Origin of the sequence: Paenibacillus sp. XY044 (genome assembly GCF_002257645.1) — a bacterium.
GTDB lineage: Bacteria > Bacillota > Bacilli > Paenibacillales > Paenibacillaceae > Paenibacillus_AQ.
Genome location: NZ_NQMO01000020.1, coordinates 1 through 22,200, shown reverse-complemented (window position 1 = coordinate 22,200; position 22,200 = coordinate 1). Strand labels below are relative to the sequence as shown.

Below are 22,200 nucleotides of genomic sequence, written 5' to 3'. Positions count from 1 at the left end.
GTCTTTTTTCGATTATGGCATGTGTTTACCGGAATACGATCCCCTGACGCTGTGAAAGCTGTACAATAGCGGCATTCCGCGACAGGGACGGTTTGTATTGAATTGATACAGCGAACTGGATATAGTAGTACAATAGGAAAGAATAGATTGGAGTATTGCGTAATGCCAGATGCCAGAAAGGCTACCGTCCGTTTGCGAAGCCGTCATGACGGTCAGGAAGTCAACCAGGAGATGACGGCTCAGGTGTTTGCCCGCGGACAAGCTCTTTATGTAATGTACGAAGAGCCGGAGGCGGATTTGCAGGGGCGGAAGACCAAAACGACAGTGAAAATCGGCGAAAACAGCTTGAAAATGATCCGGCACGGCGCCGTGGAATCCGAGCAGTCTTTTCAGGAGGGGCAGCGGCTTCCCGGCTTTTACCGTTCGCCCTTTACTGCCTTTAACCTATCGACGGATACGCGTTCCCTCAAGATGGACCTGGACGGAATGACAGGGGAAATCAGCTGGGCGTACGATCTATATGTATATGAGGAATGCACAGGGCATTTCACCATTAGCTTTTTTATACAGGAGGATAATCAATCATGACACTCAATCCACTCGAACAGATTCATCAGCTGGTTTTGGAGGCGGTAAAGGACGCGGTTGTCGCCGCCGGACTGGTCGGCCGTGAAGAGCTTCCCAATATTACGCTAGAGGTGCCGAAAGAAAAATCTCACGGGGACCTTGCCACCAACGCCGCCATGCAGCTGACCCGGATCGCTAAGAAAAATCCGCGACAGATCGCCGAAGCCATTCTGGAGCATATCGATGTGAAGAAAGCGTCCATCGAGAAGTCCGAAATCGCCGGCCCGGGCTTTATTAACTTTACGCTGAACAAAAGTTATTTGTACCCTGTGATCGAGCAGGTCTACGCGCAAGGCGAAGACTACGGACGCGTTAAGCTTGGCCAAGGGCAGCGCGTGCAGGTCGAGTTCGTGAGTGCGAATCCGACCGGCAGCCTTCACTTGGGACATGCCCGGGGAGCTGCAGTGGGCGACGCCCTGTGCAACATTCTTGACTTTGCAGGGTATGAAGTTACCCGCGAGTACTATATCAACGATGCGGGCAACCAGGTTGAAAATCTGTGCAAATCCATTGAGGCCCGTTACCTTCAGGAGCTCGGGCAAAATGCCGAAATGCCTGAGGACGGCTATCACGGCGAAGACATTAAAGGTTTTGCCAAGGAACTTGTTGCCGAGAAGGGCGATTCCCTGCTATCGATGGAGCCGGGCGAACGCGCAGCGTTCTTCCGCCAGTACGGACTTGAAAAGGAATTAGGCAAAATCAAACGCGACCTGAACTTGTTCAGAGTTCATTTCGACGAATGGTTCAGCGAGACGTCACTGTATGAAAAAGGGCTTGTCGAGGAATCCCTGAACGAGCTTAAAAATAAGGGACAAGTCTATGAGCAGGACGGCGCAACATGGCTTCGCACGACCGAATACGGGGACGACAAAGACCGCGTGCTCGTGAAAAACGACGGCACATACACGTATTTGACGCCGGATATCGCCTATCATCGAAATAAATTCGAACGCGGCTATGACCGTCTCATCAACATTTGGGGAGCTGACCACCATGGATATATTCCGCGGATGAAGGCCGCCATGGAGGCCATCGGTTACGATCCGGAGAGATTGACCGTACTGATCGCCCAGATGGTCAGCCTGTTCCAGAACGGGGAAAAGGTCAAAATGTCCAAACGGACAGGCAAAGCCGTCACGATGGAAGATCTGATGGAAGAAGTCGGAATCGACGCGATCCGCTATTTCTTTACGATGCGAAGCATGGATTCCCATCTGGATTTTGACATGGATTTGGCGATTTCGACGTCCAACGAAAACCCGGTGTTCTATGTGCAATATGCGCATGCCCGCATTTGCAGCATTTACCGCCAGGCCGAAGAGCAGGGCGTTACGCTTCTGCCGCTCGCCGAGGTGGATCTCAGCGTGCTGAATACCGAGCATGAATATGACCTCCTCCGCAAAATCGGAGAACTTCCTGAGGAAATCGCCACGGCGGCAGCCAACTATGCGCCGCATCGCATGATCCGCTACGTATATGATTTGGCGTCGCTGTTCCACAGCTATTACAGAGCGCAGCGCGTTATTACGGAGGACGCCGCTCAGACACAAGCCCGTTTCGCCCTGCTTGGCGCCGTTCGAACGGTCATTGCCAACGTGCTCAAACTGGTCGGCGTGAGCGCACCGGAACAAATGTAATCGTGTAGCCCCGGCTCTATTGAACCCCTTATCATATCCGCTGGATAACCAACTCCAATGGATACGATAAGGGGTCTTTTTGTCTTGCTGCTGAATCTCGGATAGAGGATTTTCGCATATATCGTCGAATAACGACCGCAAGAGAAGAGACGAGAGAAGGGATTTCGGCATGGCAAGGATATTGGTCGTGGAAGATGAAAAACCGATTAACGACTTGATTACAATGAATTTAAAGCTGGTCGGGCATGAGTTCCTGAAAGCATTTGACGGATCGTCAGCGCTGTCCATGTTGGATCAGGAAACGGTCGACTTGATTTTATTGGACGTAATGCTCCCGGAGCTAGATGGTTTTGAGCTGATGAGGCGCATCCGGCATTTGAATATTCCCGTCATTTTCATTACCGCCAAAGATGCTTTGGCCGACCGCATTACGGGGTTCGAGCTCGGCGCGGATGATTATATTATTAAACCTTTTGAAATTCTGGAATTGCTGGCCCGAATCAATGTCGTACTAAGACGCCATACCAAGGAATATGACGGATGGAGCGTAGAGGGCGTTGAAGTGCGTTTGGCCGAGCGTCAGGTTTATAAAAATGGGCAAGTTGTAGAATTGACTGCGAGAGAGTTTGAACTACTGGAGGTATTGGTTCAAAACCGCAATATCGCGCTATCGAGGGAAAAGCTGCTTGAACTGGCCTGGGGGTATGACTTCGAGGGCGAGACTCGAACCGTGGACGTTCATATTCGACAATTGCGCAGGAAGCTCGGATGGGAAGACTGCATCAAAACGATTTTCAAACTCGGCTATCGCCTCGAAGTGTCCGGTGAAGCATGAGATTTTGGCAGAAGACGCTGATGGTCGTGATGATCCTGTTTATCGTAGTGCTTGATCTAAGCGTTATGATGATCATGAATAAAAGCTGGCGGCTTCATATGCAAAGAGAGGTACAGAGGGCGGATAACGAGCTGGCCCTGATCGCCAACAATATTTATGAAAACCTGAACTCCATCAAATCGAGGGGGATGGTGATCAGCGACAATGTGCTGCTCGATGTCGCACGTTCTTATGCCGAATTTTACCGCCAGCAAAACATCGATTTGCAGTTGTGGGATCGCGATCAAAGGCTTTACGGAAGCGGCGGAGCGGCAACGACGAATGCGGCAGGAGCCGAGGGTAGACAGGCGGAGCACCGAATTGAAAGATCAAGCAAGCTGCCGGCTCCTTATGACCATTTGATTCTCGTATATTCACGGAGCATTGATGAACTATACGCGAGCCAAAGCGAACTGAATCGTTACTTTGTGCTTATCCAGTGGATTGCGGGCCCGCTGCTGGCTGCAGCTCTGTATATTTTGATCCGGCAGCTCACGAGGCCCTTGCGGCAGTTGTCCCGGACAACCCAAACGATTGCGGAAGGGAATTACGGCGAAAGGGTGGGGCTCAAGAATAACGATGAGTTCGGCGAATTGTCGCAGCATTTCAATCGAATGGCTTCCGCTGTCGAGAGCCATATCGTCGATCTTTCGGCGATGGCGGAGGAAAAGCAGCGGATCGTCGATAACCTGGCTCATGAATTGCGGACCCCTCTGACGAGCATGCAAGGGTTCGCGCAATACTTGAATGCTGCGAACATCGGCGAGGAAGAGCGGATGACGGCAAGCGGATACATCTGGAGCGAAACCATGAGGCTGAAGAATCTGGTCTTTAAACTACTGGACCTCTCTATTCTGCGGCGTCAATCCATCGAAATGAAATGCATTCCCGTCGATGAGCTGTTCGAATCCGTAAGACTCATGGAGCAGGGGAATTTAGATCGTGCACGCATGAACCTTATCCTGCATTCAACGGTGACCCGTATATGGGGAGATCCCGACTTGCTTGCATCCTATTTGGTCAATTGCATTGACAATGCGATCCATGCCTCGCCCGAAGGCGCCGAAATACGCTTGCTCGCTTATGAGCAAAACGCGGAAGCGGTGCTGGAGGTTTGGGATTTCGGCAAAGGGATGAGTCCAAAGCAGGTTGACCAAGCCTTTGAACCGTTTTACCGCGCGGATCCGGCCCGTTCCAGGGAACATGGCGGGGCCGGGCTTGGACTATCGATATGCAGGCAAATCGCGGAGGCGCACCAAGCGAAGCTGCTGCTCGAATCCGAGGAGAATCAAGGAACCCGCATCCGAATCTTTTTACAACTCCATAATAACGAGGCCCATACTTGATAACATGTTCGGTATAAAGTATGGATTGGCCAGGCCTACTCAAGAATAAGGAGGTTGTTAAGATGAAAAGAAAGAACGTCCTCGCTGCGGTGGCCGTGTTAGCCGTTTCCAGCGGGTTGCTTACGATCAGCGCATTGACCGTCCCCTACTTCGTCGGCTCTATGATGGCGAATGCCGCTCCCAAAGCGACCGAGTCATCGACAAAGGGGGATGAGCCGCCAGTGTTGTTGGCTAGCCAGAAAACGCCTGTATTAAAAGTGGAGGGTAAATCTCCCGTGTCGACCATTGAGGAAGATTTGCAGCGAACCATGACGGAAGCAGAGATACAGCAAATTTACCAATATGCCGACAGCAAAAAGGAAGGCGAGCCAGCTAGTCGAACCATGAATGCAGGGGAACTGAAAAGACTGAAAATTTTGGAGGAGCGTTATAAGTATGGGGAGGCTCGTCCCCAAAAGCCGCTTCCGCTCAAAGCGGGTGTGTCGAGTTTCTACCTTGACATCGCAAAGGATTACTTTGTCTACCCTGCCCGAGAGCTGACGGATGAGGAGCTGCTTCAATACATTGACTGGTATGCCCGCGTGAATTTTGCCTTAAGCAAGCGGATCGTCAAACCGCAGCCGGATGCTAAGGATATCGGGAAAGAAGAGGCTTTGAGCAAAGCGGCGGACAGCATCAAACGGCTGTTTGACGCCGATGTGAGCCGGATGGAAGCGACGGCTGCGTATAACAAGCTCGGCCCGGAGCAGCAGGGAAAATGGTTCCTTCATTTCCAGCCGTACCGAGTAGGCACATTAAATGCCAATGAAGAAGCTTATCTGATGTACGCTGTTTTTATTGATTCGGTCAGCGGCACGGTGGAGGATACCACAGTGGTTAATCCGTCCTATAAGAGAACGCCGATTACGCCTGAAATGAACGTAAAAATCAGGCAGGATCCAAGCTGGATCGAGGCGGCTAAATCCATCGTTACCAAGAAACAGGGAGACGGACAAGCCATCCAAAAGTCATCGCTTGTTCAGGATAGCGTATACGATAAGCGTGGCGTCGTAGCTGTGGCATTGGAGATGAAAGATGGGAGTTCATACACCGTGGAATTGCGCTACCCGGAGAAAGCGCTGCGGTGTCTGATATATAATCCGGCAAAAGGCAGTTCGTAGTTCCCGATCCATCCTATGGGGAGGGAGAGAGAATCGGTGGATTCCGCTGCTTCATTCGTGATTATGTATCCGGAGGCTGTCTTTTAGGTTATGTGAACCTAAAGGACAGCCTCCGTTGGTATTGTCGAATAACATGCATGGGAATGAAAACTTAAATCCTTTTATGGAGCGGGCGTTTTTCTCTTCATTCCTTCCCTCAGCAGCTTTAAGGCATTGACTTCACCGGTGTGCACGACGCGGGATTGCCCCTTCTTCGGGCGCAGCGGTGTGGCGGTGGCGATAAGGAGTTCCTTGATTTCGGCCGGCGACAGATCGGGAACTTGTGCAAGCAGGAGCGCGATCGATCCGCTGACATGCGAGGTCGCCATGGAGGTGCCGCTCATTTCGTGGTACTTGCCGCGCGTCCAGGAGGAGATGATTTTATCGCCCGGTGCATAAATATCAATGAGGTCGCCCCGGTTGCTGAAGCTTGCGATGCGCCGGTTCCGGTCGGTTGCCCCCACGGAAATGGTCTGCCCATACCTTGCGGGATAATCGATGCTTCGTCGCTTCCCGTCATTGCCGGATGAGGCGACGATCGAGATCCCGGCCATGTAGGCTTTGCCAACGATGTCCAGCAGCGCCTTGCTTTTGGTCTTCATGCCAAAACTCATATTGATGATGTGCATGCGGTTGCGGACACACCAGTCGATTCCCTGGATAATGTCCGAGACATAGGCGGATCCGTTATTGTCGAAGGCTTTGACCGGAAAAATCATGGCCCGCGGAGCGACGCCGATCATGCCGTCCGGACCGTTCGCGGCAGCAATGGTTCCTGCAATGTGGGTACCGTGCCCGTTGTCATCGATCGGCAGCAGATGCCGGTGCAGCAGGTTGATCCCTTTGGCCAGCGACTGGCGCAGATCGGGATGGTAATAGTCGGCCCCGGTATCGATCACTCCGATCCGGATGCGGTAGCCCGTTGAGGTGGACCAGGCCTTGGGAGCCTGAATTTGCTTGACTCCATAAGGAATGCCTGGGCTTTGGTTGACCTTATTGTTCACCAAGGTATGGACCTGCATTTGAGAGTCGTCTTCAATAATAAGATCGTCGTGGTACTTGGACATCAACCTGCTGCTGACCGGAAACGGAGCGATAATGGCCTCGAGGAGATCGGACACATGGATGCCGGGCATTTTCGGATAACGGATATGAAGCTCCTGCAGACGGTCCTGGCAGGCATAGAAATGCCGCGGTTCGCGAAACCTGATAATATTTTTTTCTCCGGACGATACGGGACTCTCCATATCTTCAAGCAGCATCTGGATAAAATCGGTGTAGTCCATGTTGGGCAGTCCCCCTCATAATGAACCCTGCTTTTGCATTGTATGAACGGGGAGTGCGGCAGGAGTGGGAACTTGCCCTTTTTTGACGAAATAGGCCCTGCCCCGATGTCAAAACCTAGAGGCGGACATAATATAGACTGAAGAGGCCATGGGCGTCTCTTTCCAGGTCCCGGGAGGAGTTTCTCCTTTGAGGGAGGATACAGTCGGAAGGCGGAGGTTGCTCCGCCTTTTCATTTGCCTTTTTTGGGACAACCTTGAGGCCTTACTTTATGTACTTAAAACTTGCATTTTATTTATAAATAGGTTTTACTTAGTTTTGATAATGGATATGTTGTTATAAGTAACGATATATAAGGTGAACATTGCGTGAGAGGAAGTGTCCGTAAGTGAGTAACTCACTCCAGCTTAAAATGGATCCCGAGAAAATCCGGGAAATGCCAATGGTCGACTTGGCCTTTGCCATTTTGAAGGCGGCTAATACGCCGTTTTATTATCTCGACCTGATGAAAGAGGTAGCCAAGCTTCGCGGCTTGACGGATGAAGAAGTTAAAGAGACCGTTGCGCAGCTATATACAGAAATTAATATCGACGGCCGGTTTGCCTGCGTGGGAACGAACCTGTGGGGACTCAAGCGCTGGTATCCGATCGACCGCTCCGAAGATCCGATCAGCAGCGCCAAGCGTCCGCGCATCATTAACGATGACGACGATGATGAAGATGATGATTTCACGGACGAGGAAGATACGTTTACAGAGGACAGCGACGATGATTTCGACCGGATCGATGAGGATCATGACGACATCTATTCCGATGACGATTCCGATGAAGATGTGGAAGAAGACGAAGACGTGATGATGGATGACGAGGATCTGGAAGACGAAGACGCGGCCGATGAAGAAGAAGAGGAAGACGAAGAGGAAGACAATCTCGACGAAGACGAAGATTAATTCCATCGGCAGAATCGCCAATCCTCTCTTGACAGGGGACAAGGCACAGAGTAAACTATTGCATGGGCTTATGATTGAAGTTTAAATATGCGTAAAATAATAAAAAGTGCCCCGTACTACGGGTGTCACTTTTTTGTTTTTTAATGCGGTATGTACGGAAGCAGAACTCTCCTTCCACCATATTCGCGGGGTAGATGAACTGGGAATGGAATGGAAATGATTCGTCTTTTTAGTTCAATCTATATAATGTCGATTACCTAATTGTGCCATTTGAATTCAAATGGCGCATTGTTGTTCACAGAGAGAGAAAGCAACAAACTTGTTTCGGCCCAATTCCGATGAAAAAACGCGAAATGGGTTACGCTAAACATCATATGTCGCCTGAATTTCTGGACTTTAATAGGAGGGTTTTTACAGTGACAAAGTATATTTTTGTGACGGGCGGGGTCGTGTCTTCCTTGGGTAAAGGAATTACCGCCGCTTCACTCGGAAGGCTGCTTAAAAATAGGGGTTTAAAGGTGACGATCCAGAAATTCGATCCGTATTTGAACGTGGACCCGGGCACCATGAGTCCTTACCAGCACGGTGAAGTATTCGTAACGGACGATGGCGCCGAGACTGACCTTGATCTGGGGCACTACGAAAGATTCATCGACATCAACCTGTCCAAGAACAGCAATGTCACGACGGGGAAAGTATACTCTTCGGTAATCAGCAAAGAACGCCGCGGGGAATATTTGGGCGGAACGGTTCAGGTTATTCCACATATCACCAACGAAATTAAAGAGCGGGTGTTCCGTGCAGGCCGTGAAGCAGGCTCTGACGTCGTGATCACGGAAATCGGCGGAACCGTCGGCGACATTGAAAGTTTACCGTTTCTTGAGGCCATCCGTCAGATCAAGAGTGAGATTGGCCGCGAGAATGTCATGTATATCCATGTGACGCTGATTCCTTACATTAAAGCTGCAGGGGAAGTGAAGACGAAGCCAACCCAGCACAGCGTTAAGGAGCTGCGCAGCATCGGCATTCAGCCGAACGTGATCGTATGCCGGACGGAGCACGAGCTGTCTGCGGATATGAAGGCGAAAATCGCGCTGTTCTGCGATATCGACGAAAGCGCGGTCGTGGAATGCCGCGATGCATCTACGCTCTACGAAGTGCCGCTGAACCTTCGCGAAGAAGGGCTCGACGAGATCGTGGTCAACTACTTAAAGCTGACGACGCCAAAGCCGGACATGACCGAGTGGGAAAGCCTTGTCGACCGGATCAACAAGCTGGAGAAATCGGTGGAAATCGCCATCGTCGGCAAATATGTCGCTCTGCATGACGCTTATTTGAGTGTGGTTGAGTCCCTTTCCCACGCAGGTTTCGACGCGAACGCCGATGTGAAAGTCCGCTGGGTGAACGCGGAAGAAGTGACCGATGAGAACGTGGGCGAACTGCTGCACGGCATCGGCGGCATTCTGGTTCCAGGCGGCTTCGGTGACCGCGGGATTGAGGGCAAAGTATCGGCGATCCGCTACGCCCGGGAGAAGCAAATCCCCTTCTTCGGCATTTGCCTTGGCATGCAGGTGTCTGTGATCGAATACGCCCGTTCGGTTCTGGGACTGGAAGGGGCGAACAGCTCCGAAATCAACCCGTCCACCGAGTATCCGGTGATCGATCTGCTTCCGGAGCAGAAGGATATTGAAGATCTGGGCGGGACGATGCGCCTTGGATTGTATCCTTGTAAGCTGGCCGAGGGCTCTCTGGCGATGCAGTGCTACAATGACGAGCTCGTCTATGAGAGACACCGTCACCGTTATGAGTTCAATAATGAATACCGCGAACAGATTGAAAAAGCGGGCTTGCGCATTTCCGGAACGTCTCCGGACGGCCGCCTGGTGGAAATTGTAGAACTCCCGGGCCATCCTTGGTTCCTGGCTGTTCAGTTCCATCCGGAATTCACGTCGCGTCCGAACCGTCCACAGCCGTTGTTCCGTGAATTCGTGAAGGCTGCGCTGCAAGTAGAACGTTAATATACAGCCAATGGGTCTCCCTCAGGAGACCCTTTTTTCATTTATATGAAGTTGCAGGAATTTGTATCTAGAAGGCGAATACCTTTAAATGGAGATTGCAGGAGTATGGAATTAACAGTTTAGTTAGGAACTAGGGGTTAATGTTCGGACGCAGCTGATTGTTGGGAGGTAAGTTGAGTGGATAACAAAAAGGTATTGATCGTCGATGACCAGAACGGCATTCGCATTCTGCTCATGGAAGTATTCAACAGCGAAGGTTATACGACGTTTCAGGCGGCCAACGGCAAGATTGCACTGGAAATTGTGGAGAAGGAATCGCCGGATCTGGTTCTGCTCGATATGAAGATTCCCGGAATGGATGGGCTCGAAATCCTGAAGCACATCAAGGAAATGAACCCGTCCATCAAAGTGATCATGATGACGGCCTATGGGGAGCTTGATATGATCAAGGAAGCGACCGAGCTCGGAGCGCTTATGCACTTTACGAAGCCGTTCGACATCGATGAGATGCGGGTGGCAGTGAACATGCAGCTCAAAGACAGCCCGGTACAATTTGGCTAAAGCGATGGAATTCTGCTGACCCGGCAGAATTCTTTTTTTGCCTAGTCCTTCCTTTATCTGCTTAATTTCAAATGCTTGTTTAGCATTTACAATATGATGTGGTATAATAGCGCTGAATGTGAATTTCGGCTTAAAACCCTTAGATCAGACAAACACTTTTTAGGAGGATTGGAACCATGCCATTAGTATCCATGACAGACATGTTAAACAAAGCACTTCAAGGGAAGTATGCGGTTGGTCAATTCAACATCAACAACCTTGAGTGGACGCAAGCGATTCTTGCTGCCGCCGAAGAAGAGAAATCCCCGGTAATCCTGGGCGTATCCGAAGGCGCGGCTCGTCATATGGGCGGATTCTATACCGTTGTGAAAATGGTGGAGGGCCTGCTTCAAGATATGAAGATTACGGTTCCCGTAGCCATTCACTTGGACCACGGTTCAAGCTTCGACAAATGTAAGGAAGCGATCGACGCTGGATTTACGTCCGTCATGATCGACGACTCGCACAGTCCGATCGACACCAACATCGAAACTACGCGCAAAGTGGTTGAATACGCGCATTCCAAAGGGGTTTCCGTTGAAGCTGAAGTCGGAATGGTCGGCGGTCAAGAAGATGACGTAGTCGGATCTGTTATGTATGCCAAACTGGATGACTGCGTGCGCATCGTTAAAGAAACGGGCATCGACACACTGGCTCCGGCGCTTGGCTCTGTTCATGGACCTTACAAAGGCGAACCAAACCTCGGTTTCAAAGAAATGGAAGAGATTCGCGACGCGGTAAACCTTCCGCTTGTTCTTCATGGCGGTACTGGTATCCCGACGCATGATATCAAGAAATCCATCTCTTTGGGCACATCCAAAATCAACGTTAACACAGAGAACCAAATCTCGTTCACCAAAGCGGTGCGTGAAGTTCTTGCTGCTAAACCGAACGAATACGATCCGCGTAAATACATCGTTCCAGGCCGCGATGCCATCAAGGCAACCGTCGTTGGCAAGATCCGCGAGTTTGGATCCAATAACCAGGCATAATGTTACACAGGGTATGAAGTAGGGCAACAGTCCTACAGTGTGGTTCATGATATAGAGGGTTGCCCCACTCCGGGGTACCCAATTGAATAGCAAGGAATGGAAAGCACACCGCTTAGCCGGTGTTTTTCCATTTCATACACCAAAATGGACACAGAACTATTTTGCGGCTGCGAAGTATGTGGGGGGAACCTTAGCTTATGGAAAAATTGATGATCAGCGGTGGACGCCCACTGCAAGGCACCGTTTCAATCAGTGGGGCGAAGAATAGTGCTATCGCGCTGATTCCCGCGGCTATTTTGGCGGAGTCCGAAGTCATATTGGACAACCTGCCGCTGCTTAGTGATGTGGCGGTTTATGCAGAAATTTTGGAAGAGCTTGGGGCGAAAGTGTCCTGGGATGGCAGCCAGATGAATATCGATCCCTCGCGGATCGTATCCATTCCGATGCCTAACGGGCCGGTGAAGAAGCTGAGAGCCTCGTATTATATGATGGGTGCGCTGCTTGGCCGGTTCAAGGAGGCTGTTGTTGGTCTGCCGGGAGGGTGCAATTTCGAACCCCGCCCGATCGATCAGCATATTAAAGGTTTTGAAGCGCTGGGCGCGACCGTGACGAACGAGCATGGCGCGATTCATCTCCATGCGAAGGAGCTGCGCGGGGCGAAAATTTACCTCGACGTATCCAGCGTAGGCGCGACGATTAACATTATGCTGGCGGCCGCAAGAGCCAAAGGCTCCACAATTATTGAAAATGCGGCGAAAGAGCCTGAAATTATAGATGTGGCCACGCTCCTTAACTCCATGGGAGCCATTATTAAAGGCGCCGGCACAGAAACGATTCGTATCGAAGGCGTGTCCGAACTGCATGGCTGCCGCCATTCCATCATCCCGGACCGTATTCAGGCGGGAACGTATATGATTGCCGCCGCGGCGACGCGCGGCGACGTACTGATCGATAATATTATTCCTAAGCATTTGGAAGCTCTGACGGCCAAGCTGCTGGAGATGGGGGTCCAAATCGAGGAGCTCGACGAGAGCATTCGCGTCATGGGGAGTCCCTCATACGGTCATGTCGATGTGAAAGCACTGATATACCCAGGATTTGCTACAGATTTACAATCGCCAATGACCAGTCTGCTAACCCAGGCCGAAGGCGTAAGTGTGCTCAGCGATTTTGTCTACAGCAACCGGTTTAAGCATGTGCCGGAGCTGGTCCGTATGGGTGCCAGAATTCGCGTCGAGGGCCGTTCGGCCGTCATCGAGATGAGCCGCCTGAACGCAGCCAAAGTCAAGGCTTCCGACCTCAGGGCGGGGGCTGCACTGGTGATCGCCGGCCTTACGGTCGAGGAAGGCGTAACGGAAGTGACCGGCGTGGAGTATATCGACAGAGGTTACGACCACCTCGTCAGCAATCTGCGGATGCTTGGCGCCGATGTCTGGCGCGAACAATAATCAGGTGCTGTAATATTAGGAGTATGCGGGAAATAGATTGAAGGAAGCCGATTTTTTTGAAGATATAAGAAGTATAAGCTTCGGGGACCCGGGCTTTCTTATATCGCAAGAAAAACCTCCGCGAAATGCGGTCTGGCTTCTAAGAATTTACGTCGATAGATGTTTTTCTTATCATGTCCTGCATATCTCCTTCTAATTTGGGTAATCCTATCCTAATGAGGATTTTCATAGACTCATAGATTAGCGTCCACGTTCATTTGATGCTAAGCTCTTGTCAGGACTTATAAAATTGAATAGGTGGTTATTACATGGATTTGCAAATTGCCGATTTGGAAGAAATGAAGCTGACCGAATTGTACAAACTGGCGAAGAAGTACCAGATCCCTTATTACGGTCAGTTGAAGAAGAAAGAACTGATATTTGCTATTTTGAGAGCGCAGGCCGAACAGAGCGGACTCATGTTTATGGAAGGTGTGCTCGAGATTCTTCCGGAAGGTTACGGCTTCCTAAGGCCGATCAATTACCTGCCAAGCACTGAGGATATTTACATCTCCGCCTCCCAGATTCGTAAATTCGACCTTCGTACGGGTGACTTGGTATCAGGGAAGTGCCGCACACCGAAAGAGAACGAGCGGTATTTCGGTTTGCTGCAAGTCAATGCGGTCAACGGGGAGAGCCCGGAGACGGCATCCGAACGGTTACACTTTCCGGCACTGACTCCTCTCTATCCGCAAAAGAAACTTGTGCTTGAAACATCCCCTAACCATTTGTCTACTCGAATTATGGATTTGCTCGCCCCGGTCGGTCTGGGACAGCGCGGTTTGGTCGTCGCACCTCCTAAAGCAGGTAAAACGCTCCTCTTAAAAGAAATTGCCAACAGCATCTCCACCAACAATCCCGAGATTGAACTTTTTGTACTGCTGATTGACGAACGTCCAGAGGAAGTAACGGATATGCAGCGTTCCGTAAAAGGAGAAGTGGTTGCGTCGACGTTTGATGAGCTGCCGGAAAACCATATCAAAGTTGCGGAACTGGTGCTTGAACGCGCGCTGCGTCTGGTTGAGCATAAGAAGGACGTTGTCATTCTGATGGACAGCATTACCCGCTTGGCCCGCGCTTACAACTTGGTGATTCCGCCATCCGGACGCACGCTGAGCGGCGGTATTGACCCGGCGGCATTCCATCGTCCGAAACGGTTCTTTGGTTCTGCCCGGAACGTGGAGGAAGGCGGCAGTCTGACCATTTTGGCCACGGCGTTGATCGATACCGGTTCGCGGATGGACGATATCATCTATGAAGAGTTTAAGGGAACTGGCAACATGGAGCTGCATCTGGACCGCAAGCTGGCCGAGCGCCGCATTTTCCCGGCAATCGATATCCGTCGTTCGGGTACGCGGCGTGAAGAAGTGCTGTTAACGAAGGATGAGCTCGATACCATTTGGGCTATTCGCAAAAATATGAACGAATCCGCAGACTTTGTGGAGGGATTCTTGAAGAAATTGCGTGACTGCAAAACCAATGCCGAATTTTTGGCTTCCTTTGACGTACATGGCGCAGGAAACGGCCATAGCCGCAGTTCCTCCTCGTCCTCGAGCAGCCACAGCAGCAACCGGCGCACCTCACGCCCGTCGACGGCTTCCGTGCCGCTGACCTAAATTTAGAGCATAAAGAGGAGAACATCATGTATCTGGTATATGCCGATGAAAAAGGCAACGTATTTGATCATCCCACGCTGTACGGGCTTGGCCGCAGCGCGGATATGATCGTGGAAATTATGGAAGATGAGCTGATTCCTCTGCCGGAAGGGGCGACGCTGGTCGGTCTCCCCAATACCCGTGCCATCGGCATGGATCCGGAAACGGGCGAGATGATGTCGCTCCCCGGGGACGCTCAGGCCGTGGGGGCACTGCTCCCGCAGGGTTACACCCGTTTGTGCCTGCCCGGTTATGTGAAGACGGACAAGGAGTACAAACTGCCGCTCTTTGGTTACTCGGCTGTCGTGTGGAAGGACGGACAATTTTACACGACGGGTCGGCTGTCGGATGACCCGGAGAAGTGGAATCCGTTGAACTGCGACGTAGAGGAATTGGAGCTTGGAGTGAAGCGACTGACGGAGAAGTATCCGGAGAACCGTCTGTACCAGCATTTGTCCAATTGCGCGCTCGGCTATGAATGTCTGACCGCATCCAATACCTTTTTGAATCGGTGGGAGGGAGCCGTCCCGGTATCTTACTCCTGTAATGCCGGATGTTTCGGATGTATTTCGGAACAGCCGGATGACAGCGGATTTGTCGCGCCTCAGACCCGGATGAATTTCAAACCGAGAGTGGACGAGCTCGTTCAAATTATGCTGGAGCATCTGAAAACGCCGGAGTCGATCATCAGCTTCGGACAAGGCTGCGAAGGGGAACCCTCCACGCAGGCCAAAATCATTATCGAAGCGATGCGCGAGGTGCGTTCGATTACGGATATGGGCTACATTAATATCAACACGAATGCCGGCCTTACGGATTTCATCCGCGGCATTGTCGATGCGGGGCTGGACCTGATGCGGGTGAGCACCATCAGCGCGCTGGACGACCATTACAACGCCTACTATAAACCGCGTGGATATACGCTCGCCAACGTGGAGAAATCGCTGAAATACGCTTCGGACCAGGGCGTGTACACGTCCATCAACTATTTGATATTCCCGGGTGTTACCGACCGCGAAGAGGAAATCGAGGCAATGGTGGAATTTGCGCGCCGGACCAATCTGAAACTGATTCAGCTGCGCAACCTGAACATTGACCCGGAGAGCTATTTGGAACTGATTCCGCCGGCCAAAGGCGAAATTCTAGGGATGAAGCAGGCGATTGAAATTTTTCAAGCCGAGCTTCCGGATGTGATCATCGGTTCCTATACCCATGTTCCGCCGCGTGGCATGACCCGCCCTAAAAAGCCGATTCTGTCTTAATCCGGCAGTGCCTATAACCCGAAGAAACCATTGATTTATAGGCGCGTCCCTGCTATAATGAATTTATGTGTCAACATAACTCTGGGTCCGCCTGAGGCTCAGGGCAAAAAGAGGTGAAAGTCATGAAAACAGAAATTCAACCAAAATACCACGTTACTACGGTAACTTGCGCATGCGGCAACACGTTCGAAACGGGTTCGGTTAAAGAAGAGCTTCGCGTCGAAATCTGCTCCAACTGCCATCCGTTCTTCACTGGTAAACAGAAATTCCTGGATGCTGGCGGCCGTGTTGATAGATTTAAGAAGAAATACGGAATGTAATTGCTGCCTGGCAGCATTGATCCGTTATATTTATGAAATGACAATCCCCGGTTCATCGAACCGGGGATTTTTTCTTGAAGATATAAGAAAATTTCAGCTTCGGAGACTTGGGCTTCCTTATATCGCAAGGAAAACCTTAATCGTTGAAGTCGACCGACTGGCCGATTTTTGCCCATACATTGGTTTTGTTAAAGCCGAGGCGCCACAAGGCGATGCCCTTCAGGTTGTAACGTTTCGCCAGGCCGATTTTGGTGTTCACGGTGTTTTCGTTTTCGCTCGCCAGGTTAACGCCGAGAACCAGCTTGCTGGCAGGCACCTGCTTGAGCGCGAGCCGGATGGCGGCATCCACTTTGTCGTTGGGCTGTGGGTTCTTCTCATCGGTATAAGCATAAGCCATGACGATGAGCTCATCGGCCAGCGTACCAAGCTTTTTGTAATCATATCCATGGAAAGATCCATTCAGAGGCGGCAGGGCGATCGACAGTTTCAAACCTTGGGCGTGAATGGCGGCCGCCGCTTTTTGGACAAAAGTATTAAAGGATGCTTGTACAGCCGCTGCGTCTCCCGTAAGCCCGAGCCCTTCCAAATCCAGCAGGATGCCTTGGAACGCGTTGGTCTTGGCCGTATCCACCATCTGCTGGATCAGGCTGGATTGAAGTGCAGGATCCTGGGTCGCCTTCGTCAGTTCCAGCTTGGTATCACCGGAAAAAACCATCAAGTAAGGGGTGGTGCCGGTTGCGGCAGCAGAGCTGACCAGGCTCTCCGGCGTCACATCGCCGGCCGCCTGAGGCCATTTGAAATCCTGGCCTGCCGTTGTGAACTGGCCCTGCTCGTCGATACGGCTCCAGCCAAAGGCGGCTGAATCGAAGCTTGGAATCAGGTTCGACTCGGAAAATGATGAGATGGCGTAGAAGGCCAGTGTATACATTTTTTCTTGGGGGGACACGATAGTAACGGTATGCGTCGCCTGATCCCAGTTGACGCCGGCGCCGAACTGCTGGCTGAAGAAGCTGAGCGGAATCAGGACGCTTCCCCCGGACATTTGGGGAGGGACGGTTAACGCCGATCTGGCCCCGTCCACGGTCGCGCTGCGGCTTCCAACGGTCAGGACGACCCTTTTCGTGGAGTCCTTGTCTGTCTTTACTGCTGTGATCTGCTTGGCCGAGGCGTTCCACTGCACTTCGATGCCCAGCGCTTCGGAAATGGCCCGGAAGGGGACGAGTGTCGTTCCTTGAACGACCTTAGGCTCGGCCGGGAAGGGCAGCGGATATCCGTCCAGTACGATGCTGACGGGTGCGGCTGCGCTTGCCGGCTTCTGGCCGACGCCGCCCCAGGCGCCTGCAGCAAGGAGCAGGCACAATGCGGCTTTGGTTGCTTTATTCATGCGTAATGTTCCTTTCCATAATAATCGTATGTGTATGATGTCTGTGGTATAAGACCACTATATCAATAAACGTTTACTAGATGAATATGGAACGAAAATAATAGATTTATTTTTGAGCCTTTATCCACTTTCTGCCGGGTGGTTGCTTTTTGTACAGGCATGCGATATACTTATTTTCACCGTGCTAGATGGGGAGGTAGCGGTGCCCTGTAACTCGCAATCCGCTGTAGCGAGGTTGAATTCCTGTTAGAGGTATTGTCGATGTGAGGTTTGGTCCCTTCGTGCAATGTTGACGGTTGGGTCCTCCGCAATGAGTACTTGTGAACCTGGTCAGGTCCGGAAGGAAGCAGCCATAAGCAAGCCCACTCTTGTGCCGGAGGATAGCCTAGCCCGAGTTGTTACGCAGGGGTGCCGCTCGGATCGCAATCATCAATAACAGGTGCACGGCTTAACTATGACAACTATTTCAGCATCTTTGCCATCAGGTGGTAAAGATGCTTTTTATTTATTCCGGATGTCCCATGACGTCCTTTCATTCGCGGTGGATAGGCAACGGACAGGTAAAACCCTGCCTGCAACATGCGTGTTGGACGTTTTGCATGGCGCCGGATTATAGTATAATGATGAGGCAACGAACCCACGCTTAGTGGAAGTTGAAAGAGGGTAAGCGAAGTGGAACATATAGCGTTGTACCGTGCCTGGCGGCCACAGTCGTTCCAGGACATGGTGGGACAACAGCATATCATTCAAACGCTGCAGAACGCGATCCGCGAACAGCGGGTTTCCCATGCCTACCTGTTCAGCGGCCCGCGCGGAACCGGTAAGACCAGTGCGGCCAAAATTTTGGCCAAAGCGGTGAACTGCGAGCGTGGACCTGCTGCGGAGCCGTGCAATGAATGCGAATCCTGCCGCAGAATTACTTCGGGTGCGGTGATGGATGTGCAGGAAATCGACGCTGCCTCCAACCGCGGCGTAGAGGAGATCCGCGATCTCCGCGAGAAGGTGAAGTACGCGCCGACCGAAGTAAGGCAGAAGGTTTATATTATCGACGAAGTGCATATGCTGACGACAGAGGCGTTTAATGCGCTTCTGAAGACGCTGGAGGAGCCCCCTCCGCACGTCATGTTTATTTTGGCGACGACCGAACCGCACAAGCTGCCGGCGACGATCATATCGCGCTGTCAGCGCTTTGATTTTCGCCGGGTATCCCTGGAGGAGCAGTCGGAGCGGTTAAGACGGATTTCACAGGAAGAAGGCATTGAGGCGGAGAGTGAAGCGCTTCAATATATAGCAAGGTTATCCGACGGCGGGATGCGGGATGCGCTGAGCATTCTGGATCAGATCGCGTCGTTTACCGGCGGTCATGTATCTTATGAACAGGTGCTGAGTATGACCGGGGGAATTGCCTCGGAGCAATTCGGCAAACTTGCGCAGGCCATTCTCGAAGGTGACGTAGGCCGGGTGCTCCTAATGGTGGAAGGCTTTATGCAGGAAGGCAAGAGCGCCGATAAATGCATGGAGAACCTGCTGTATTATTTCCGCGATCTTTTGATGATCCAGATGGTACCGCAGGCAGACAAGCTTACTGACCGTGTTCTTCACCCCGAAGAATACAAGGAAATGGCTGAGGCCTTTTCCCGCAAGCAGCTGTTCCAAATGATCGATACGCTCAATCATTATCAGAGTGAAATGAAGTATGCTTCCCAGCCTCAGACGCTGTTTGAGGTTGCGCTGCTCAAGCTGTGCGGCATTCCCCGCGAAGCGGGCGACAGCGTTCGCCCTCAGGATGCGCCGGCCGATTCGGCTGATATCATTCAGCTGAAGCAGCAGATCGCCTCCCTTGAGAAGAAGCTCGAGCGTTTCATCAAGTCTGGTGCGGCCCCGGCCGCCGGCGCAAGCGGACCATCCAAGCCTGCAGCTCCGCCGGCCCCGCGGATGTCGTCGGCCGCGAAGATTCCGGCGAATATGGATCAGTTTGTAGCACGCAAGGGAAGTTCTGAATTTTTGGAAATTCAGCGACAGTGGGCTCATATCCTGCAAGGAGTCAAGGAAGAGAAGGTGACGGTTCACGCCTGGTTTATGGACGGCGAGCCAGTCTCCGCGCTCGATGACACCGTGCTGGTCGCCTTTAAAAACAATATCCACCGGGAAACGACCGAGAAGCCGGCGAATAAACAGGTGATCGAGGGCGTGCTGCACTCCGTGCTCGGCAAACCGTATCATTTGGTCACCATGATGCAGCGGGATTGGAACGCCTCGATGGAAGGGGCTGCTCAGCCCAAGGAAGAGCTAAAGCTCGAGCATGAACACGAATCGAAGGATCCGAATTCAAAACCATGGATTGATGAGGCGCTCCACATGTTTGGAGAAGATCTCGTTGTCATAAAAGATTAACCGTACTTTTAAGTGCGCTCAATTAACCAAAGGAGAGATGACCCATGAATAATATGAATCAGATGATGAAGCAAGTTAAAAAAATGCAGGAGCAAATGCTCAAGGCACAGGAAGAGCTTGCTGACAAAAAGGTCGAAGGTACTTCTGGCGGCGGCGTGGTTACCGTGGAAATGAACGGCCACAAAAAGTTGCTCTCCATTACGATTAAGCCGGAAGCGGTTGATCCGGACGATGTGGAAATGCTGCAGGATCTGGTCATGACTGCAGTGAACGACGCACTGAGTAAAGCGGACGAAATAGCGAATGCCGACATGGGCAAATTTACAGGCGGAATGAAAATTCCTGGCTTGTTCTAAATTTTAAGCTGAAGGAGATCCTGCGCTTTGTATTATCCCGAACCGATCTCGAAGCTGATCGATGCGTTTACGCGACTGCCGGGCATTGGGCCGAAAACCGCGGCCCGGCTTGCTTTTCATGTGCTTAATATGAAAGAAGACGACGTCATTGACTTTGCCAAGGCCCTGGTCAGCGTCAAGCGGAATCTCACTTACTGTTCCGTATGCTGCAATATTACAGACACCGATCCGTGCCGGATCTGCCAGGATAAAACGCGCGATCCGTCTGTGATTTGCGTGGTGCAGGACCCCAAGGATCTTGTCGCCATGGAGCGGACCAAGGAGTTTAACGGCTATTACCACGTTCTTCAAGGGGCCATCTCTCCGATGGAGGGAATCGGTCCTGATGACATTCGGCTGAAGGAACTGCTTACCCGGCTTAGCGATGAGCGGGTCAAGGAGCTTATTTTAGCGACGAATCCTAATATCGAAGGGGAAGCGACGGCTATGTACATTTCGCGGCTGGTACGCCCTTTTGAAATCGTCGTGACACGTATCGCGCATGGTCTGCCGGTAGGCGGCGACTTGGAGTACGCTGATGAGGTAACCTTGTCGAAGGCTTTGGAAGGACGGCGTCAATTAAACTGATCTCGAGCTTGGTAGTTCGCTTTTGAAACGTGATCATTTCCGTAATGAATAATGCACTTATAGAAGGAGCCTCTTCGGGGGCTTCTTTTTTTGTTCTAAGTTTGTCCCTTTCCTGAATAAGTATGAGAATGGGACGGTATGAGCTACTTGTGCTTAAGCCGCCCGTATCTTTCGTGGACAAGGGAGGGGTCTGGGACATGACTTGGCTCAAGCGGAATAAATCAGGAATGTCTACCCGGCAGTACAAAGAGGAGCAGGAAGAGAAGTGGACCGTGTATAACGACGTCCAAAATGCGCATGCCGAATGGAAACTGGCCAGGATGCGATTTGAGGAGGCGCTCGGACAGGACCAGATCGACTACGCCATTTATATGCTGGAAGCAGCAGAGCGCAAATATCAAATGCATTTGAAGCAAGCAAAAAACATTGGACTGAACCGTGTGCAAATGAAGCCAAGGGAAGCTTCGGCGTCTGCCAGAGGAACAGGAACCCGGACGATGTCCCGTTAAGTATCGGCGTTTACATACCATAGCTAGGGGAGGAGATCCATCCATGACCGTAAAAATGTTGATTTGGGGTGTGCTGGGCGTATCGCTTTTTCTGCTTCTATTTATCGTCTTTAAGAAAAAGCTGGGGTTTGGCTGGTTGACCATGTTCGGAGCACATTTGGTTTTGGCGGCACTGGGACTTTACCTGGTAAATTACTCGGGCCTGCTGTCCGAAGTATACATTCCCTTAAACCCAGCAACTATAGGGACAGTAACCGTTTTGGGACTGCCTGGTGTTGCGATGCTGTATGGTTTAAAAATAACTTTAATGGGGTAGTTGACGAGTGGTTGCATTCTATGGTACATTAATTCTCGCCCCTTTCGTAAAGGTACAAGCCTGCCGGACTGGCAGGAAGCGAAAGAAAAAAGAAATTAAAAAAAGTGCTTGACGAATTGCTGGGCGACATGATATATTATAAGAGTTGCTGCCGAGATAAAATGCAGCGATGAAAGAGAAGTTTTGATCTTTGAAAACTGAACAACGAGTGAGTATATATGCGATGGTCTTCGGACCGGAGCAACTTGAGATTAAATCAATCTCGTCAGATTCAAAATGAGCTTTATCAACTTTCTTGGAGAGTTTGATCCTGGCTCAGGACGAACGCTGGCGGCGTGCCTAATACATGCAAGTCGAGCGGACT

General features: G+C 51.3%; 20 protein-coding genes, 1 rRNA gene and 1 other RNA gene. 20 read left to right on the top strand and 2 right to left on the bottom strand.

Annotation, left to right across the window (positions count from 1 at the left end; genetic code table 11):
• The first annotated feature begins 162 nt into the window (after window positions 1–162).
• The 5 genes from CJP46_RS35660 to CJP46_RS35640 all read left to right on the top strand — a co-directional run bounded on the left by CJP46_RS35660 (window position 163) and on the right by CJP46_RS35640 (window position 5,644).
• Entirely contained in the window at window positions 163–588 is a 426-nt protein-coding gene (locus CJP46_RS35660; protein WP_094600325.1) for a YwiB family protein, read from the top strand.
• Window positions 585–2,264 carry an arginine--tRNA ligase gene (gene argS, locus CJP46_RS35655; RefSeq protein WP_094600324.1) on the top strand — a complete coding sequence of 560 codons (1,680 nt, stop codon included), beginning with the start codon at window positions 585–587 and terminating at the stop codon, window positions 2,262–2,264. The genes CJP46_RS35660 and argS overlap by 4 nt, the downstream gene beginning before the upstream one ends.
• A gap of 169 nt (window positions 2,265–2,433) precedes the next feature.
• Entirely contained in the window at window positions 2,434–3,099 is a 666-nt protein-coding gene (locus CJP46_RS35650) for a response regulator transcription factor (RefSeq protein WP_094600323.1), read from the top strand.
• Window positions 3,096–4,484, top strand: coding sequence for a sensor histidine kinase (locus tag CJP46_RS35645; RefSeq protein ID WP_094600322.1), 1,389 nt, complete (start codon window positions 3,096–3,098; stop codon window positions 4,482–4,484). Before CJP46_RS35650 ends, CJP46_RS35645 begins: the two co-directional genes overlap by 4 nt.
• Before the next feature lie 62 nt (window positions 4,485–4,546).
• Window positions 4,547–5,644, top strand: coding sequence for a hypothetical protein (locus tag CJP46_RS35640; RefSeq protein ID WP_094600321.1), 1,098 nt, complete (start codon window positions 4,547–4,549; stop codon window positions 5,642–5,644).
• Window positions 5,645–5,805: 161 nt separating this feature from the next.
• Here the strand turns inward: CJP46_RS35640 and CJP46_RS35635 are convergent, their stop codons facing one another.
• A complete protein-coding gene (locus CJP46_RS35635; RefSeq protein WP_094600320.1) occupies window positions 5,806–6,969 on the bottom strand; it encodes a S8 family peptidase in 1,164 nt (387 codons plus the stop codon).
• 386 nt (window positions 6,970–7,355) lie between these two features.
• On the opposite strand from CJP46_RS35635, the gene rpoE reads away from it, so the two are divergent.
• The 8 genes from rpoE (at window position 7,356) to rpmE (ending at window position 16,250) form a co-directional block, all read left to right on the top strand.
• Window positions 7,356–7,916: a DNA-directed RNA polymerase subunit delta gene (gene rpoE, locus CJP46_RS35630; protein ID WP_094600319.1), complete on the top strand. Its 561-nt coding sequence runs from the start codon at window positions 7,356–7,358 to the stop codon at window positions 7,914–7,916.
• 416 nt (window positions 7,917–8,332) lie between these two features.
• Window positions 8,333–9,934 carry a CTP synthase gene (locus tag CJP46_RS35625; RefSeq protein ID WP_094600318.1) on the top strand — a complete coding sequence of 534 codons (1,602 nt, stop codon included), beginning with the start codon at window positions 8,333–8,335 and terminating at the stop codon, window positions 9,932–9,934.
• A 177-nt stretch (window positions 9,935–10,111) separates the two neighbouring features.
• Window positions 10,112–10,495 carry a response regulator gene (locus CJP46_RS35620; protein ID WP_076176959.1) on the top strand — a complete coding sequence of 128 codons (384 nt, stop codon included), beginning with the start codon at window positions 10,112–10,114 and terminating at the stop codon, window positions 10,493–10,495.
• A 176-nt stretch (window positions 10,496–10,671) separates the two neighbouring features.
• The gene (fba, locus tag CJP46_RS35615) at window positions 10,672–11,526 is read left to right on the top strand and encodes a class II fructose-1,6-bisphosphate aldolase (RefSeq protein ID WP_094600317.1); all 855 of its coding nucleotides are present in this window, start codon (window positions 10,672–10,674) and stop codon (window positions 11,524–11,526) included.
• Between the two features lie 197 nt (window positions 11,527–11,723).
• Entirely contained in the window at window positions 11,724–12,974 is a 1,251-nt protein-coding gene (locus CJP46_RS35610) for a UDP-N-acetylglucosamine 1-carboxyvinyltransferase (RefSeq protein ID WP_094600316.1), read from the top strand.
• 308 nt (window positions 12,975–13,282) lie between these two features.
• Entirely contained in the window at window positions 13,283–14,629 is a 1,347-nt protein-coding gene (gene rho / locus CJP46_RS35605; RefSeq protein WP_094600315.1) for a transcription termination factor Rho, read from the top strand.
• Between the two features lie 26 nt (window positions 14,630–14,655).
• Window positions 14,656–15,930 carry a radical SAM family protein gene (locus tag CJP46_RS35600; protein WP_094600314.1) on the top strand — a complete coding sequence of 425 codons (1,275 nt, stop codon included), beginning with the start codon at window positions 14,656–14,658 and terminating at the stop codon, window positions 15,928–15,930.
• Window positions 15,931–16,052: 122 nt separating this feature from the next.
• Window positions 16,053–16,250 carry a 50S ribosomal protein L31 gene (rpmE, locus tag CJP46_RS35595; RefSeq protein ID WP_076176964.1) on the top strand — a complete coding sequence of 66 codons (198 nt, stop codon included), beginning with the start codon at window positions 16,053–16,055 and terminating at the stop codon, window positions 16,248–16,250.
• A 136-nt stretch (window positions 16,251–16,386) separates the two neighbouring features.
• On the opposite strand, the gene CJP46_RS35590 is transcribed toward rpmE, so the two are convergent.
• Window positions 16,387–17,634 carry a stalk domain-containing protein gene (locus tag CJP46_RS35590; protein WP_094600313.1) on the bottom strand — a complete coding sequence of 416 codons (1,248 nt, stop codon included), beginning with the start codon at window positions 17,632–17,634 and terminating at the stop codon, window positions 16,387–16,389.
• A 179-nt stretch (window positions 17,635–17,813) separates the two neighbouring features.
• Here CJP46_RS35590 and ffs point away from each other — a divergent pair.
• From ffs to CJP46_RS35555, 7 genes are all read left to right on the top strand, one after another.
• Window positions 17,814–18,081: signal recognition particle sRNA large type (ffs, locus tag CJP46_RS35585), an RNA gene on the top strand.
• Window positions 18,082–18,306: 225 nt separating this feature from the next.
• The gene (gene dnaX, locus CJP46_RS35580; RefSeq protein ID WP_094600312.1) at window positions 18,307–20,028 is read left to right on the top strand and encodes a DNA polymerase III subunit gamma/tau; all 1,722 of its coding nucleotides are present in this window, start codon (window positions 18,307–18,309) and stop codon (window positions 20,026–20,028) included.
• A 44-nt stretch (window positions 20,029–20,072) separates the two neighbouring features.
• Window positions 20,073–20,384: a YbaB/EbfC family nucleoid-associated protein gene (locus CJP46_RS35575; RefSeq protein WP_076176967.1), complete on the top strand. Its 312-nt coding sequence runs from the start codon at window positions 20,073–20,075 to the stop codon at window positions 20,382–20,384.
• Window positions 20,385–20,411: 27 nt separating this feature from the next.
• Window positions 20,412–21,011 carry a recombination mediator RecR gene (gene recR, locus CJP46_RS35570; protein ID WP_076176968.1) on the top strand — a complete coding sequence of 200 codons (600 nt, stop codon included), beginning with the start codon at window positions 20,412–20,414 and terminating at the stop codon, window positions 21,009–21,011.
• A gap of 197 nt (window positions 21,012–21,208) precedes the next feature.
• Window positions 21,209–21,520: a hypothetical protein gene (locus tag CJP46_RS35565; protein ID WP_094600311.1), complete on the top strand. Its 312-nt coding sequence runs from the start codon at window positions 21,209–21,211 to the stop codon at window positions 21,518–21,520.
• A 43-nt stretch (window positions 21,521–21,563) separates the two neighbouring features.
• The gene (locus CJP46_RS35560) at window positions 21,564–21,836 is read left to right on the top strand and encodes a pro-sigmaK processing inhibitor BofA family protein (protein ID WP_094600310.1); all 273 of its coding nucleotides are present in this window, start codon (window positions 21,564–21,566) and stop codon (window positions 21,834–21,836) included.
• Window positions 21,837–22,128: 292 nt separating this feature from the next.
• Window positions 22,129–22,200 (top strand): 16S ribosomal RNA (locus CJP46_RS35555); the annotation flags it as partial.

Bases quoted from the DNA above. Each gene is read 5' to 3' on its own strand.
- CJP46_RS35635 (WP_094600320.1), bottom strand. From the start codon at position 6,969: ATGGACTACACCGATTTTATCCAGATGCTGCTTGAAGATATGGAGAGT.
- CJP46_RS35610 (WP_094600316.1), top strand. From the start codon at position 11,724: ATGGAAAAATTGATGATCAGCGGTGGACGCCCACTGCAAGGCACCGTT.
- CJP46_RS35600 (WP_094600314.1), top strand. From the start codon at position 14,656: ATGTATCTGGTATATGCCGATGAAAAAGGCAACGTATTTGATCATCCC.
- argS (WP_094600324.1), top strand. From the start codon at position 585: ATGACACTCAATCCACTCGAACAGATTCATCAGCTGGTTTTGGAGGCG.
- CJP46_RS35645 (WP_094600322.1), top strand. From the start codon at position 3,096: ATGAGATTTTGGCAGAAGACGCTGATGGTCGTGATGATCCTGTTTATC.
- rpmE (WP_076176964.1), top strand. From the start codon at position 16,053: ATGAAAACAGAAATTCAACCAAAATACCACGTTACTACGGTAACTTGC.
- fba (WP_094600317.1), top strand. From the start codon at position 10,672: ATGCCATTAGTATCCATGACAGACATGTTAAACAAAGCACTTCAAGGG.
- CJP46_RS35590 (WP_094600313.1), bottom strand. From the start codon at position 17,634: ATGAATAAAGCAACCAAAGCCGCATTGTGCCTGCTCCTTGCTGCAGGC.
- CJP46_RS35650 (WP_094600323.1), top strand. From the start codon at position 2,434: ATGGCAAGGATATTGGTCGTGGAAGATGAAAAACCGATTAACGACTTG.
- CJP46_RS35640 (WP_094600321.1), top strand. From the start codon at position 4,547: ATGAAAAGAAAGAACGTCCTCGCTGCGGTGGCCGTGTTAGCCGTTTCC.
- CJP46_RS35565 (WP_094600311.1), top strand. From the start codon at position 21,209: ATGACTTGGCTCAAGCGGAATAAATCAGGAATGTCTACCCGGCAGTAC.
- CJP46_RS35575 (WP_076176967.1), top strand. From the start codon at position 20,073: ATGAATAATATGAATCAGATGATGAAGCAAGTTAAAAAAATGCAGGAG.
- CJP46_RS35560 (WP_094600310.1), top strand. From the start codon at position 21,564: ATGACCGTAAAAATGTTGATTTGGGGTGTGCTGGGCGTATCGCTTTTT.
- rho (WP_094600315.1), top strand. From the start codon at position 13,283: ATGGATTTGCAAATTGCCGATTTGGAAGAAATGAAGCTGACCGAATTG.
- CJP46_RS35660 (WP_094600325.1), top strand. From the start codon at position 163: ATGCCAGATGCCAGAAAGGCTACCGTCCGTTTGCGAAGCCGTCATGAC.